The 13,586-nt window shown below is 70.8% G+C and carries 14 protein-coding genes, 1 tRNA gene and 1 pseudogene; 8 read left to right on the plus strand and 8 right to left on the minus strand.

Features of this window, described 5'->3' with window-relative positions; genetic code table 11:
• Window positions 1–26 precede the first annotated feature (26 nt).
• The 3 genes from cpaB to E6A21_RS01440 form a co-directional block, all read right to left on the minus strand.
• Window positions 27–809, minus strand: coding sequence for a Flp pilus assembly protein CpaB (gene cpaB / locus E6A21_RS01430; RefSeq protein WP_138442345.1), 783 nt, complete (start codon window positions 807–809; stop codon window positions 27–29).
• Window positions 810–903: 94 nt separating this feature from the next.
• Window positions 904–1,209 carry an FmdB family zinc ribbon protein gene (locus E6A21_RS01435; RefSeq protein ID WP_138442346.1) on the minus strand — a complete coding sequence of 102 codons (306 nt, stop codon included), beginning with the start codon at window positions 1,207–1,209 and terminating at the stop codon, window positions 904–906.
• 98 nt (window positions 1,210–1,307) lie between these two features.
• Window positions 1,308–1,940, minus strand: a complete 633-nt coding sequence (locus tag E6A21_RS01440; RefSeq protein WP_246036121.1) for a 5-formyltetrahydrofolate cyclo-ligase — start codon at window positions 1,938–1,940, stop codon at window positions 1,308–1,310.
• A 110-nt stretch (window positions 1,941–2,050) separates the two neighbouring features.
• Between E6A21_RS01440 and galU the strand changes: the two genes are divergently transcribed.
• From galU to E6A21_RS01465, 5 genes are all read left to right on the plus strand, one after another.
• Window positions 2,051–2,974, plus strand: a complete 924-nt coding sequence (gene galU, locus E6A21_RS01445; protein WP_138442347.1) for a UTP--glucose-1-phosphate uridylyltransferase GalU — start codon at window positions 2,051–2,053, stop codon at window positions 2,972–2,974.
• A gap of 5 nt (window positions 2,975–2,979) precedes the next feature.
• Window positions 2,980–3,597, plus strand: a complete 618-nt coding sequence (locus E6A21_RS01450; RefSeq protein ID WP_138442348.1) for a GNAT family N-acetyltransferase — start codon at window positions 2,980–2,982, stop codon at window positions 3,595–3,597.
• 82 nt (window positions 3,598–3,679) lie between these two features.
• Window positions 3,680–4,615, plus strand: a complete 936-nt coding sequence (locus E6A21_RS01455) for a hypothetical protein (RefSeq protein ID WP_138442349.1) — start codon at window positions 3,680–3,682, stop codon at window positions 4,613–4,615.
• An 80-nt stretch (window positions 4,616–4,695) separates the two neighbouring features.
• Window positions 4,696–5,487 (plus strand): SDR family oxidoreductase, encoded by a 792-nt coding sequence (locus E6A21_RS01460; RefSeq protein WP_138442350.1) that lies wholly within the window; start codon window positions 4,696–4,698, stop codon window positions 5,485–5,487.
• Between the two features lie 37 nt (window positions 5,488–5,524).
• Window positions 5,525–5,597, plus strand: a tRNA-Ala gene (locus tag E6A21_RS01465).
• Window positions 5,598–5,715: 118 nt separating this feature from the next.
• Here the strand turns inward: E6A21_RS01465 and E6A21_RS01470 are convergent.
• Together E6A21_RS01470 and E6A21_RS01475 are read right to left on the minus strand one after the other, a co-directional pair.
• A pseudogene (locus E6A21_RS01470) lies at window positions 5,716–6,706 on the minus strand (malate dehydrogenase).
• Between the two features lie 113 nt (window positions 6,707–6,819).
• Complete coding sequence (locus E6A21_RS01475; RefSeq protein ID WP_138442351.1) at window positions 6,820–7,320, minus strand: Lrp/AsnC family transcriptional regulator; 501 nt, start codon at window positions 7,318–7,320, stop codon at window positions 6,820–6,822.
• Between the two features lie 101 nt (window positions 7,321–7,421).
• Between E6A21_RS01475 and E6A21_RS01480 the strand changes: the two genes are divergently transcribed.
• The gene (locus tag E6A21_RS01480) at window positions 7,422–8,687 is read left to right on the plus strand and encodes an MFS transporter (protein WP_138442352.1); all 1,266 of its coding nucleotides are present in this window, start codon (window positions 7,422–7,424) and stop codon (window positions 8,685–8,687) included.
• 21 nt (window positions 8,688–8,708) lie between these two features.
• Here E6A21_RS01480 and E6A21_RS01485 read toward each other — a convergent pair whose 3' ends face one another.
• Both E6A21_RS01485 and E6A21_RS01490 read right to left on the minus strand, forming a co-directional pair.
• Window positions 8,709–9,173: an Lrp/AsnC family transcriptional regulator gene (locus E6A21_RS01485; protein WP_138442665.1), complete on the minus strand. Its 465-nt coding sequence runs from the start codon at window positions 9,171–9,173 to the stop codon at window positions 8,709–8,711.
• Window positions 9,174–9,219: 46 nt separating this feature from the next.
• Entirely contained in the window at window positions 9,220–10,515 is a 1,296-nt protein-coding gene (locus tag E6A21_RS01490; RefSeq protein WP_138442353.1) for an MFS transporter, read from the minus strand.
• A 56-nt stretch (window positions 10,516–10,571) separates the two neighbouring features.
• On the opposite strand from E6A21_RS01490, the gene E6A21_RS01495 reads away from it, so the two are divergent.
• Window positions 10,572–11,537 (plus strand): LysR substrate-binding domain-containing protein, encoded by a 966-nt coding sequence (locus E6A21_RS01495; protein ID WP_138442354.1) that lies wholly within the window; start codon window positions 10,572–10,574, stop codon window positions 11,535–11,537.
• A gap of 16 nt (window positions 11,538–11,553) precedes the next feature.
• On the opposite strand, the gene E6A21_RS01500 is transcribed toward E6A21_RS01495, so the two are convergent.
• A complete protein-coding gene (locus E6A21_RS01500) occupies window positions 11,554–12,570 on the minus strand; it encodes a nitronate monooxygenase (RefSeq protein ID WP_138442355.1) in 1,017 nt (338 codons plus the stop codon).
• 48 nt (window positions 12,571–12,618) lie between these two features.
• On the opposite strand from E6A21_RS01500, the gene E6A21_RS01505 reads away from it, so the two are divergent.
• Complete coding sequence (locus tag E6A21_RS01505) at window positions 12,619–13,491, plus strand: N-acetylglucosamine kinase (RefSeq protein WP_138442666.1); 873 nt, start codon at window positions 12,619–12,621, stop codon at window positions 13,489–13,491.
• Window positions 13,492–13,586 lie beyond the last annotated feature (95 nt).

Consider the following 13,586-nt stretch of genomic DNA (forward strand, 5'->3'; position numbering starts at 1 on the left):
TGACGCGGCAATCGTCCGCCTCGACCTCATCTGGCTGCCTCGACGAGCGCGAAGAAGACCTTGCCCCGGGCTGACGCTCCCGCAAGGAGGGGCGCCGTTTCGGGGGAGGCCGCGACGACGAGCAGTCCGTTCTGGTCCTTCGGAGTGCCGAGCCATGCGCTGGGCTGCTCCCCGCCGGAGCCCGTCCAGAGGACGGTCACCCCGGCCGCGATCCGTGCGGCGTTCCGCCCTTCCCGACCCGACTCCTCCGCGAGTACGAGGTCGACCGTCTGCCCGGTGCGGATCAGCTGAAGGGAGTTGGGGTCGGCGACCCTCACAGGGACCGCCGCCGTCCCCGGTGGCGTTCCTGCAAGGAGACCAGGCCCGACGGTCGAGGTGTCCGTGAGCACACTGCCTCGTCGAACGGGAGCAGCGAGACGCTTGCCCTCGGCAGCGGCCGGTTCGCGCAGTGCTCCGTCTGGCACCGACTCCGGCGGAAGGCGGGCTATCCGGAGCTGGGAGGCCGAGACGGGCGAACCGGCCGGCAGGTCGGTCGCGGCCACTACGACGGGGGACTGCAGCGTCGAGGCTGGAGCCAGCAGGTAGACAGAGGCTGCCACTGCACCGGAGAGCAGGCCTGCGGCGAGGGTGCGGCGCCGTCGTCCCAGGAAGCGAACGAGTGGCGAGCGTCGCTGCGTCCCCCAAGGGTGCACCGTCCTGGGCGGACTCTCGCCGTCAAGGGATGATTGCCGAGCACCGGGCCGGCCCGATGTCAGACGGCCGGAGTGTCCCGACGAGAGGCGGCGGGACTGGCCTGGGAAGAGGGGCATGCCCCGACGCTAGGACACCCGCCCCTGCGCGGTGGCTGGAACGGGCGCCAATGTGGACACCGCGCCGGACTTCACGCTGTGGAGGGAAAAGGCCTCAGCTGGCCGCAGCGGATGCGGCGGGAGCGGGGTTGGACGCGGGAGCCGCGGTGGTGGTCGTCGAGGAGCCGCTCGGGGAGGACGCGCCGGCTGCGGAAGTGTTGGAGCCGGCAGGCACCGTGCTCGAGCTGCGCGAGTCGGTGCGGTAGAAGCCGCTGCCCTTGAAGACGACGCCGACGCTGTTGAACTTCTTGCGCAGGCTGCCGCCGCACTCCGGGCACACGGTCAGGGAGTCGTCGCTGAACGACTGGACGATGTCGAAGGCATGTCCGCAGTCCTTGCAGGCGTATGCGTAAGTAGGCACAGTCACTCCTTGCGAAACGTGGGGCCAGTGGCAGTCGGCCAGCGGTCACGGACAGCTGGCAGTCGTCGACCCCGAGTGCCAATTCTAACAGGCCACGCTCATGCTGTATTCCGCAGGTGCCTGATTCCGCTCGGCGTGATCGCGGCGTCGACGCGCCGGTCGAGCGGCTCGTCCGGAACCTCGCCGGACGGCAGCACCTCGGCGTCGAAGACGATCGCGGCGGTGGCAGGCGCTGGTCCTTCCCCGAGCTGGGCGAGGAAGCGGTCGTAGTAGCCGCCGCCCTGGCCGACCCGCCGCCCTTCGGCATCGAGGGCGGTGGCTGGGAGGAGGATCGCCGCGAGGGGCGGCCGTTGTCCGTCGCCCCTCTGAAGGGCCAACGCGTCGAGCCGTGGCCCCACGGGCTCCTGGAGCGGAGCGTAGCGGCTGCGCTCATAGGAGATGTCAGGGCTCCACTCGACCCACGAGAGCTGGCGCTCGGGCTCGCAGATCGGGAGCAGCAGGTGGAAGCCTCGGGCGTGGAGCCGCCCGAGGAGCGGGAGCGTAGGCGGTTCGGCCCCGAGTCCGAGGTATGCCGTGAGGGTTCCGCCTTCGGGCACCTGGCTGGTCGCCCATGCGAATCCGTGGAACGCGATCCCTGCGCCCGCGGCTGCCCGTTCGTCCGCACTCATCGCACGACGGCGCTTCCAGACTTCCGCGCGCAGGCCGCGTTTGCGCTCTGCTGGAGATTCCACGCTCAGAGCCTAGCGGGATGGCCGCCTCGCGGCTCGGCACCGCCGCGATCGGCGTGCAGCCCGCCGGAATCCTCGTGTAGCGCGCCGGAATCGTCGTATAGAGTGACAGCGTGTCGACCACGAAGCCAGTCAGGAAAGCCGTCATCCCCGTCGCCGGGCTGGGCACCCGGTTCCTCCCGGTGACGAAGGCCATGCCCAAGGAAATGCTCCCGGTGGTGGACAAGCCCGCCATCCAGTACGTCGTCGAAGAGGCGGTGTCCGTCGGGCTCGACGACATCCTCATGATCACGGGCCGCAACAAGCGTGCCCTCGAGGACCATTTCGACCGCGTCCCCTCGCTTGAGGCGGCCCTCGAGGAGAAGGGCGACGAGAAGAAGCTCGCCGCCATCCAGGAGTCCAGCAATCTGGGCGACATTCACTATGTGCGCCAGGGGGATCCGAAGGGCCTCGGGCATGCGGTGCTGTGTGCGCAGCGGCATGTGGGCAACGAGCCGTTCGCGGTGCTGCTGGGCGATGACCTGATCGACGAGCGGGACGAGCTGCTGGGGGAGATGATCCGGGTGCAGCAGGCCACGGGGGGTTCCGTGGTGGCGCTGATGGAGGTTCCGCGGGAGGCGATCTCCGCGTACGGGTGCGCGAAGGTCAGCCCTGTGGAGGGGGAGTCGTTCGTGCAGGTGCACGGGCTGGTGGAGAAGCCGGCGCCGGAGGATGCGCCCTCGAACCTGGCGATCATCGGCCGGTACGTGCTGCATCCTGCGGTGTTCGGGGTGCTGGAGGAGACCGAGCCGGGCCGGGGCGGGGAGATCCAGCTCACGGATGCGCTGCAGACCCTGGCCCGCCGGGACGGCGAAGGCGGGGGCGTGTACGGGGTGGTGTTCCGGGGGCGCCGGTACGACACGGGCGACAAGCTCAGCTACCTCAAGGCCGTCGTCACCCTCGCGTGCGGGCGTGCCGAGTTCGGCGAGGAACTGCGCTCGTGGCTGCGAGACTTCGTGTCCGAGGGCGCAGGTGTGCCTTCGGCCGCAGGCGCCTGACCGCGATGTGGGGGCCGGGCGCCTGGCCGGTCTCGCTCGAATCCGGCGGCATCGGCCTGCGGCCGATCCGTTTCTCGGACCGGGCCGAGTGGATGGGACTCCGGGCACGGAACGCTGAATGGCTTGCGCCGTGGGAGGCTTCCAATCCTCAGCCGGGGGGAAGCCTGCCGACCTTCCGTCAGATGGTCCGGTCGCTGAACCAGCAGGCGCGTGACGCGTCGGCGCTCCCGTTCGTCATAACGCTCGCGGACCCGCACGGCGGACGGCCGCCGATCGTGGGCCAGCTGACGGTCTCCTCGATCATCTGGGGCTCAGCGCTCATGGCGACGCTCGGCTACTGGGTGGACCACGAGCATGCGGGCCGCGGTATCGCCCCGACGGCCGTGGCCCTTGCCACCGACCACTGCTTCTTCTCGCTGGGCCTGCATCGCATGGAGATCAACATCAGGCCCGAGAACAGCCCGAGCCTTCGTGTCGTGGAGAAGCTCGGATTCCGCTACGAGGGGCTTCGTCCGCGCTACCTGCACATCGCGGGGCGGTGGGCGGATCACGAGTCTTTTGCCATTACGGCGGAAGAGGTGCCAGAGGGCCTGATGGCTCGTTGGGTCACGTCGCGGGCCTGACTCAGGGCATGTCCTACCAGAGTCTGACGACACACCGTCGGCAATCCGGCCGCGTGCTCAGCTCGCCTCCTACGGTTTTGTCATGGACTTCACTCTCAGCAGCTCGACGGTGCTCGGCGCCGCCGTCGTCCTGTGGCTGCTGTGGGGTGCGCCCTACCTGCTGCGCCGCCACCGGCCCGCTGGAGGGGCAGGGGTCCTCATGGCCGAGGCCAACTCGGGCGACGACGAAGCGTCCCGCACCAGCCTGTCCTTCGGGATCCAGCGCTCGGGGGCGGCCACGGAGAAGTCTGAACCAGCACATGTCACCACCGCCCGTCGACCCCCGGAGGAGGGGAAGCACGTGACCGTCCCGAACTCGGGCCCCAGCAGACTGCGCATCCGCTGGGGACGGTGTGCTCTGGCCGGGATCGGTCTTGCTGGCCTCGTCGTGGCAGCAGTCGGAGGGCTGCTCGCGGCACTCCAGTACGTGGGCGCGGCCGTTCCGCTGTTCGGGACCGCAGCGCTTGTCGGCTCGGTTGTCATCCTGCGCCAGCTCGCCCTGAGAGACCGGCGGCGGCGCCTCGCTGCTGCCTCCCGTCCTGCCGTCAGCGCCCCGCTGGCTGCCGAGCCGCGCGTCCAGGAGTCCCCTCGCCGCGAGGCCACCGAAGTGTTCGACCACCAGCCGGCTGCCGAACCGACCCCGGCACCCCTGAGCCGCGATGAACTTCGTGCTGCTGCCCTCGAAGTGGCGCGGGCAGCGCAGAAGTCCGCCGCCGAGGCTGCGAGCCGCGAAGGTGTCGCCGAAGTGGAACCGTGGGAGCCGGTGGAGGTTCCGAAATCGGCCTACATGGAATCCGCGAAGGCTGAGCGGGAGGCGCCCGAGCCGCTCGAGGAACCTGAGCAGCCCAAGCCCGAGGGCAAGGTCACCCTCAAGCCGAAGCGCGAGCCCGAGGATGCGCCCGGCGTCCGCACCGTCGCCCCTGCGGGCCGGGGGGCCCTCGGCAACCTCGACGCAGTCCTCCAGCGGCGACGGGCCTGAGGCCCCCTCCCGCTGGTACCTCATCAACTGGGTGTTCCGGTTGAATGCGGTGGCGGCGGAGACTCGGTAGTCTCGGCCCCATGGCTCTCCTCGCAGTCGCAGGCGGTACCGGTCAGGCTGGCTCAGCGGTGGTCCTCGAAGCCCTCGCCCGCGGGTACGAGGTCCGCGCGTTCAGCCGTCGGCTCCCACCGCCCGCCGCTGCCGTGGAGGGCGTCGAGTACGTTGTCGCGGATGCGGCGACGGGCGTCGGGCTCGCGGCTGCACTCGATGGCGCCGAGGTACTCGTTGACGCTCTTGAAGGGCGTGGACGTGCTGCCCAGCGCGCCTTTCCCGAGGCGGGACGACGGCTTCTGGCCGCGGCGCACGGCTCCGGCGTCCGGCGCGCGGTCATGCTCTCGATCGCCCAGTGCGACCAGATCGGCTTCGGGTACTACCGTTCCAAGGTCGCCAAGGAGAAGGCGTACGACGCCGCGAAGGTGCCCACCGCCGTCGTGCGCGCCTCGCAGTTCCACTCGCTGCTCGCGGAGCTCTTCGCCTACGGAAGCCGCTTCCGCGTCGTTCCGTCCGTGCGCCGTGCCCGCATGCAGCCCATCGACGTCGCGGATGTGGCCCGGGCTCTCGTGGAGGCGGCGGCCGAGGAAGCTGGAGGGCATACCCTCCGCACCGTGAGCGGTCCGGAGACGAGGCCAGTGCACGATTTCGCCCAGGAATGGAAGACCGCAGTCGGCTCCACGGCAGGCATCATCGACCTTCCTGTTCCCGGCAGATTCTTCTCCGAGGGACGCAATCTCGCCCCCGGAACCGCCTTCGGGACCACCACCTTCGCGCAGTGGCTCGAGAGCCATTCGGGGGACTCTGCCAATTTGTCTTGAACGTCCGCGGCCAGTAAGGTTGAATCCGCACCAGCACGGGGTCTTAGCTCAGTTGGTAGAGCGCTTCGTTCGCATCGAAGAGGTCAGGGGTTCAAATCCCCTAGGCTCCACGTCTCTCAGGGACGCCCAGAAGGGCGTCCCTGAGTTCGTTAAGCGGCCGCGCAGCTGTCGCTTGGGCTGCACATGAGCCGGAGGGGCCCGGCCGACACATTCCTGCTGGTTGGACTCCTACCTGAGGAGTCCGAGGGCGCGCACGGCGTCCCGTTCCTGCTCCAGCTCGCGCACCGAGGCCTCGATGCGGACCCTTGAGAACTCGGGGACCTCGAGCCCCTGCACGATCTCCCACTGCCCCCTCGACGGAGCGGACTGGGAATGAGCTGATGAGCCCTAGGGGCACCCCGTAGGAACCGTCCGAGACGACGGCCGCCGACGTCCACGAGGCGTCCGAGCCCAAGACCCAGTCGCGTACGTGGTCGATTGCCGCGCTCGCGGCGCTCGCTGCCGAGGAGGCTCCGCGCCTTTCGATGATCTCCGTTCCCCGCCGGGCCACGTGGGGGATGAACTCCTGCTCGACCCACTCCTGGTCCACGAGCGAGGCCACCGGCTGGCCATCCGCGGTCGCGTGGGTGATGTCGGGATACTGGGTGGCCGAATGGTTTCCCCACACCGTGAGGCCATCGATATCGGACGTGCGGCACCCCAGCTTCGCGGCGAGCTGGGCGAGACCGCGGTTGTGGTCGAGACGCGTCATGGCCGTGAAGCGCTCTGCGGGGACGTCGGGCGCGTGCGCGGCCGCGATGAGCGCGTTCGTGTTGGCGGGGTTCCCCACGACGAGCACGCGGATCCCGTCGGCGGCGTTGTCGTTGATGGCCCGTCCCTGCGGGCCGAAGATGCCGCCGTTCGCGGCGAGCAGGTCGGCACGTTCCATGCCGGCCGCGCGCGGCCGGGCGCCGATCAGGAGGGCGACGTCTGCGCCGTCGAACGCCTCTTCGGCGCGGTCGGTGACGTCGACGCTGTCGAGGAGTGGGAAGGCGCAGTCGTCGAGTTCGAGCGCAGTGCCCTCCGCGGCATGAACAGCGGCCGGAACTTCGAGCAGGCGGAGCCTCAACCGCGTCTCGGGACCGAGCATGGCGCCGCTCGCAATCCGAAACAGCAGTGCGTAGCCGATCTGGCCTGCGGCACCCGTGACGGTCACTGTGGACGTGCGAGGCTCAGCCATGGTCCTCCTCGGGGCGCGGGCCGGCCGGGCGGCTGGCCGCAGGCCCAGTCTAGACACTGCCCACAGTCTGGCGAGGGCTCGCAGCCATTTGCGCCATCCGGCCCTTATGGTGCCTAAGGTTCGCCTTCGGGTTTGGCCGTACCCGCGGTTTCGAGGGAACGCCGGAGGAGCTGGTCCGCGCGGTAGCCGATGTGGGTGTGGAGGGCCAGGACCGTCTCGGAGCGGATGACGCCGCGGATGCGCAGGACGCTGCGCAGCGCTGACTGGAGGCCATGCGTATCGGCTGCGGCGAGGCGGCACCAGATGTCACCGCGGCCCGAGATCTCGTGGGCCTCGAGGATGGCGGGAATGCGGCGCAGTCCCGCAATGACCGCGTCGAGCTCCCGGTGCACGACCTCGAGGGTCATGAAGGCCACGACGTCGTAGCCTAGGGCCTCGAGATCGACCTCCCTGCCGCCGCCACGGAGGATCCCGGCCCGCAGGAGACGGCGAAAGCGGGACTGGACGGTATTGCGGGCGACGCCCAGCCGCTCGGCGAGGTCGGCGATCTGCGCCCGCGGGTCCTCGATCAGGGCCAGCAGAAGCTTGGTGTCGAGGGCGTCGAGGGTGCTCAATGATCACTCCATCGGGTGGTTTCGGGAATTCTTCTGAGCATATAGATCAATTTCGCCCAGCGAAACTGATCAGGGCTGTCAGGATTACCGAAACTGTCACCATGTCCCTCTTCGCCGAGCTGCGCATGCGCCCCACCGAGTCGGCAGCCCGGGGCTCCCGAGGCCGCGGATGGGAGGCGTCCCGTGCTGCGCGCCTCGCGCTCAGCGGAGGGACACTGTTCGTGCTCCTCGTGGGAGCCAACCTCGCGACTCCGCTCTACCCGCTCCTCGCCGCGCGTCTCGGACTTGGCACCTTCGGCATCTCGGTCGCCTTCGCGAGCTACGTCGTGAGCCTCGTCGCCGTCCTGCTGCTCGCGGGTCACTGGTCGGACCACATCGGGCGCCGCGCCGCGCTGACCATTGCCGTGCTCCTCGGCATAACAGGGCTGGCCGTGTTCGCGACGGCGGATTCCCTGCTCCTGCTGTGCCTCGGCCGCGCGCTGCACGGGGCGGCGGTCGCTCTCGCGACGGGTGCAAGCGCGGCCTCGCTCCGCGAGCTGCTGCCCGGACGCCCCGAATGGGCGTCGCGGGCCACACTCCTTTCGAGCTCGGGAGGCGTGGCCCTCGGGCCCGTGCTGGGCGGCCTGCTCGCTGTGGGGAGCCAGCCGACGGCGCTGCCGTTCCTCGTCTGCGCTGCGGCCCTCGCGCTGCTGCTGGCGCCCCTTGTCCTCGTCCGGGCACGGCCGGCCATCCGTCCCGCGCAGGGGGTCTCCCGCTCCCGGCTTCTTGCGCCCCGCGGACTGTCCTTGGGGTTGGGCGGTGCGAGGGGCGAATTCTGGCGGGCTGCAGCGACGGGCTTCCTGAGCTTCGCCGTCTTCGGCTACTGCCTTTCCCTTGCCCCAGGCTACTTCGCCGTGACCCTCCATCTGTCCTCGCTCCCCGCCGTGGGCGCCGTCGCGGGACTCGCGCTCGCGGCGTCGGCCGCGGTCCAGCTCACGGGCCGCAGCCGGCCCGCATCTTCCTCCTCGCTGCCTGCAGCCCCACTGGGCCTCGTGCTCCTCGGCGCCGGGCCGCTTGCCGCCGCCCTTGCCGCCCAGGCTGGCGCCGGCGTCGTCCTCGTCGCGGGGATCGTGGCCGCCGGCGTCGGCCAGGGGATCGCCTTCCGCGCGCTGTTCGAACGGCTGGCCGCCGCTGTCGAGCCGGAGCAGCATGCCCAGGCGGTGAGCGCTCTCTACGTCGTGACCTATCTCGGGAGCGCCGTTCCGGTGGTCGGTCTCGGGGCGCTGGCAGGCGCAGTGGGCATCCCCCTCGCCTCCGACGTGTTCACTGCAGCATGCGCCGCCGCAGCGGGGGTCCTTGCCGCGGTCTGCTGGAGGTCCAGGCCCTGAGTGGGCCGCTAGTGCGAAAGGTCAGTCCGGAAGCGGGCCGCGGCCCGGGATCTGCTCGAAGACGAGCGTCGTTTCCGTGTGGCCCACGACGGGATCGGTCGTGAGATTGTCGAGCACCCAGTCGCGGAGTTCCTCCGTGCTCCCCACCGCGATGTGGAGGAGATAGTCGACGGCGCCCGACGTGTGGAAGGTCGCGAGCACGCCGGGGAGGCTGGGGACCCTCGAGGTGAAGGAATCGATCTGGTCGCGGTCGTGGGCGCGGAGGCTCACCGAGATGAGGGCTTGGACGCTTCGTCCCACGGCGCTCAGGTTCACCTTGGCCTCGTAGCCGGTGATGATGCCGCGCTCCGACAGGGCGCGCGTGCGCATGAGTGCCGTCGACGGCGCGATGCCCACGAGTTCGGCGAGCTGCTTGTTCGTCATCCGAGCGTCGTCGACGAGAGCCGCGAGGATCCGGCGGTCGACGTCGTCGAGCGGTTCGGCCATGGCCACGAGGTTCCCTCCTTGGGCGGCTGACGGCAGCCACCCCATCCTAGCGGCCGGTCCGTGGGCCTTCCTGAGAGGAACGGAGGACGGCGGCTTCCGCGGGATGCACGACGGCGGCGAGGGCCGCGGTGGCGAGGGTGAGGGCGGCGATCCCGAGTGCGAGCCACCCCCAGCCGAGGCCTTGGAAGACGTAGCCGCCGAGCCAGCCCAGCAGGCTCGAGCCCGTGTAGTAGAAGAGGTTGTAGAGCGATGCGGCCTGGGCCCGGCCAGTGGTCGCCAAAGCGCCGGTCCAACCCGAACCGAGGCCGTGCGCGGCGAAGAAGCCGGCGGTCAGCGCGACGAGGCCGACGAGGACCGCTGGGAGCCAGTCCACCGCGGTCAGCAGGACGCCCGCGGCCATGACCGCCATGCTGGCCACCACGACGAGGCGCCGGCCGAACCGTCCGCTGAGCCGGGCGGCGTAGCCGGAGGAGAACGTGCCCGAAAGGTAGGCGAGGAACAGGAGGCTCGTGACTGCGACTGGGAGTCCGAACGGCTGCGCCTCGAGGCGGTAGCCGAGGTAGTTGTAGACGGCGACGAAGCCGCCCATGAGGGTGAACGCCTGCACGTACAGTGCGAGGAGGCGGCGGCTTCGCAGCTGGTGTCCCAGCAGCTGCGCAGCGTGGGCTGCGCTCTCCCGCCGGCCGTGTCCGGTCGTTCCGGGGCGCCGACGCGCGGGGACGAAGCCGCGCTGGCGGGGCGCGAGGGCTACGAACGCCGCGGCCGCGATGGCTCCCAGGACGGCGACGGCGAAGATCGCCAGTCGCCAGCCCCATACGTCCGCCAGGGGACCGGCCACGAGCCTGCCGAGCAGACCCCCGATGGTCGTCCCCGCAACGTACGTACCAGCGGCGAGGGCCGCATGGGCGCGGTGTACTTCTTCGTTGAGGTAGGCGACTGCAAGCGCCGGGACCGCGCCGAGCGCGGCACCCTCGAGGCAGCGGAGCGTGAGCAGGAGGCCGACCGAGGGCGAGAGCGGCGCGAGCAGGCCGAGCACTGTGGCAGCCGCGACGCCGACGGTCATGGCAGGCACGCGCCCGATGCGGTCCGCCACGAACGACCACGGCAGGACGGCCACGGCGAGCCCGAGCGTCGCGAGCGAGACGGTCAGGGCCGACTGGGCGGCATCGATGCGGAGGTCGGCAGAGATCCTCGGGAGGAGGGCCTGAGTCGCGTAGAGCTGCGCGAAAGTCGCCACGCCCGCGAACGCAAGGGCGGCGAGGAGCCGGCGGTACCCCCGGCTTCCCTTGGCGTGGCCAGTCCAAGCGGGGGCGATCGAGGGGGAGGACGGTACCGAGGTCACCCTTCCACGGTAGAAAGGTCGTTCTCATGCGTCCAATACATTATGATCTGGAACATATGACTGAATCGCATGAATTGCCGCTCCACGGCGAGCTCGCGCGACTGCTCCCACTCCTGCCCGTCCTCGATGCGGTGGGTCAGACCCGCCACGTGACTGCGGCCGCCGAGCTCCTCGGCGTGCCCCAGCCCACAGTGAGCCGGGCTCTCGCGCGGGCCGCGGCCGTCGTCGGCACCGAGCTCGTGCGGAAGGAGGGCCGGGGAATTCGCCTGACCCCCGCCGCGGAGCAGCTCCTCCCCGCGGTGCGGAGTGCCCTCGAGCTGCTGCACGCGGGCCTCGACGAACTGCACGAGCGCCGCCAGGAGGCGCGCGGCGTCGTGCGTCTGAGCTTTCAGATGACATTCGGCGAGGCCGCGGTTCCGGCCCTCATCCGGGGGTTCCGGCCCGCGCATCCAGACGTGCGGTTCGAACTCGTGCAGGGGTCGCGACAGCGCTGCCTCGACGCGCTCAGCGCGGGAGAGGTCGACCTTTCGATCGTCTCGCCGGTCCCACGGCCCGGGCGGCAGTTCGATTCCGACACGCTGTGCGTCCAGCCGCTCCGGCTGGCGGTCCCCGCGGGGCATCGGCTCGCTCGGCGCGCTCGCGTCCGGTTCGAGGAAGCTGCCCGCGAGCCGTTCGTCGTGCTCGAGCGCGGCTACGGGATGCGCAGCATCATGGACCGGCTGTTCCGGGAGGCTGGAGTGCGGCCGGACATCGCCTTCCAGGGCCAGGACTCGCGGACGCTCCTCGGCCTCGTGAGCGCCGGACTCGGCGTGGCGCTGGTCCCGCCTTCGCGGGCTGCGCACTCCGCGGTGCACACGCCGGATCTCGGCTGGGTCGAGGTTGAGCTCGAGGACGCGGATGCCGTGCGCGAGATCGGGCTCGTCTGGCCGAGGATCGTCGGGGAGCCCCTCCAGGTCCGGCTGTTCCGGGAGCACGTCCTCGGGGAGGAGCCCGGAGCCCTGCTCGACGCGTTCGGGATCTGACGGCTCGTCTCGCCGGTCAGACGGCGAAACGGGCTACGACATCCGCCGCGGGCTCCTCGCGGGCCTCCCTCCACCCGGTCCCAGCCCAGAGGTTCGTCCCGTGCGCGTCGCCAGCGGCTACCGCCGCTGCCCGGAGGGGAGCCGTGAGGTAGTGCAGCGTGGGGTAGCCGGACGGGGCGTCGGCGAAGTCGCGCATGAACGCGTTCTCGAGTCCCCGCGCCGTCTTGCCGGAGAACGCGCGGGTCTGGGCGGTCCGATCGAAGGCAGGATCGGCGAGGGCCGCCCTGTGGACCGGATTCGTCCCCGCCTCGGGCGTGCGGAGGAAGGCCGTGCCGAGCTGGACAGCGGAGGCACCGGCGGACCGCGCCGCGCGGGCATCCTGCGGAGTTCCGATGCCGCCCGCGGCGAGCACCGGGATCCGGACGGCGGCGCACACCGCCGAGACGAGCTCGTGAAGCTGCCCGGCGAACGCAGGCCCCGGCAGGAAGGAGCCGAAGTGGCCGCCGGCCGCCGCGTGCTGGACGACGACGCCGTCCACGCCGAGCTCCTCCGCAGCCCGGGCCTCCTGCGCGCTCGTCACGGTCTGGAAGACGAGGGCACCCGCGGTCCGCAGGCTCGCGACGTCGCCCGCGGGCGGCAGGGCGAACGTGAACGAGACGGCGGCCGGCACATTTTCGAGGAGGTGCGCGAGCTTCGCCGGGTACTCGTCGTCGTCCGCCCACCTCGGCTCCGGGAGGTCGACGCCGAGCCGATCGGCGAGGGGCCTGAGCCGCTCCCGGTACGCGAGGATTGCTTCGCGGTCCACGGGCTCGTTCGCGGGCACGAAGAGGTTGACGCCGAAGGGAAGGCCGGTCGCGGACAGCTCGCCCACGTCCCCGGCGAGCGCCTCGGCCGACTTGTAGCCGCCGGCCAGGAAGCCGAGTGCGCCAGCTCGGCTCACCGCCTCGGCTAGCGCCGGGCGGCTCGGGCCGCCGGCCATGGGGGCGCCCACGACGCCCGCTCCGAACAGTTCTTCGGGCAGCTCTCGATCCATGCTCAGTACTCTAGGCGGGTGAGTACAGCGACAGGCCCGGCGGGGGCCATGATCGGCCTCGACATCGGTGGCACGAAGACGCGCGGCATCAAGGTGGTCGACGGCGAGGTCGTGGACGACCGCGAGGCAGGGAGCGCGAACGTCCAGAACGTGACCCGTGACGAGGCGGCGGCCAACCTCGCCGCCCTGTTCTCCGGGCTCGACGCCGCGGATGCCACGCGCGTCTTCGCCGGATCGGGTGGGATCGACACCGAAGCCGACGCCGAAGCGCTCACCGCGCTCATCCGGCCCCTCGCGCCGAAGGCAGCGATCACAGTCGTGCACGATTCGAGACTCCTGCTCGCGGCCGGGCACGCCCGCACGGGCATCGCGGTCATCGCGGGCACCGGGTCCGCGGCGTGGGGAACCAACGACGACGGCGAGGAGGCGCGCGCTGGCGGTTGGGGCTACCTCCTCGGCGACGAGGGCAGCGGCTACTGGCTTGTGCGAGAGTCCGTCCGCTACAGCCTGCACCGCATGAACCTGGGCCTCGAGCCCGACGCGCTCACGCAAGCGCTCCTCGACAGCACAGGGCTCACCGGACCCGAGCAGCTCATCGCCCGCTTCCACGACGCCGGGACCGGCAGACGCTACTGGGCGCAGCGCGCGGGCCTCGTGGTCGAGGCAGCCGACGCCGGGCACGCGGGGGCCGGTTTCATGCTCGACCAGGCCGCCCACGACCTAGCCCGGATGGCCGCGCAGGTGGCAAGGCAGCTCGGGATCGAAGGTCCGGTCATCCTGGGGAGCGGCCTCGGGATGAACGTCCGGAGGCTTCAGGCCGGATTCCGGACGGCGCTCGAGGAGCAGGGGATCGAGGATGTGCGGGTCCTCGACCGTGATCCGGTCTTCGGGACCATCGATCTTGCGGCCCGTCAAGCCTGAGCCGGCGGCCTCGGCACCGGCGCTTGCGCCCGTGAACGCTGGTAGGCTCGGCTCAGCCAGAGCGGTTCAAGCCATCCAGCGCAGTACAGGCCTTC

It is taken from the genome of Sinomonas susongensis (genome assembly GCF_005877005.1).
GTDB classification, from domain to species: Bacteria; Actinomycetota; Actinomycetes; order Actinomycetales; family Micrococcaceae; genus Sinomonas; species Sinomonas susongensis.

Bases quoted from the DNA above. Each gene is read 5' to 3' on its own strand.
- cpaB (WP_138442345.1), bottom strand. From the start codon at position 809: ATGCCCCTCTTCCCAGGCCAGTCCCGCCGCCTCTCGTCGGGACACTCC.
- E6A21_RS01460 (WP_138442350.1), top strand. From the start codon at position 4,696: ATGGCTCTCCTCGCAGTCGCAGGCGGTACCGGTCAGGCTGGCTCAGCG.
- E6A21_RS01500 (WP_138442355.1), bottom strand. From the start codon at position 12,570: ATGGATCGAGAGCTGCCCGAAGAACTGTTCGGAGCGGGCGTCGTGGGC.
- E6A21_RS01450 (WP_138442348.1), top strand. From the start codon at position 2,980: ATGTGGGGGCCGGGCGCCTGGCCGGTCTCGCTCGAATCCGGCGGCATC.
- E6A21_RS01480 (WP_138442352.1), top strand. From the start codon at position 7,422: ATGTCCCTCTTCGCCGAGCTGCGCATGCGCCCCACCGAGTCGGCAGCC.
- E6A21_RS01505 (WP_138442666.1), top strand. From the start codon at position 12,619: ATGATCGGCCTCGACATCGGTGGCACGAAGACGCGCGGCATCAAGGTG.
- E6A21_RS01455 (WP_138442349.1), top strand. From the start codon at position 3,680: ATGGACTTCACTCTCAGCAGCTCGACGGTGCTCGGCGCCGCCGTCGTC.
- E6A21_RS01485 (WP_138442665.1), bottom strand. From the start codon at position 9,173: ATGGCCGAACCGCTCGACGACGTCGACCGCCGGATCCTCGCGGCTCTC.
- E6A21_RS01495 (WP_138442354.1), top strand. From the start codon at position 10,572: ATGACTGAATCGCATGAATTGCCGCTCCACGGCGAGCTCGCGCGACTG.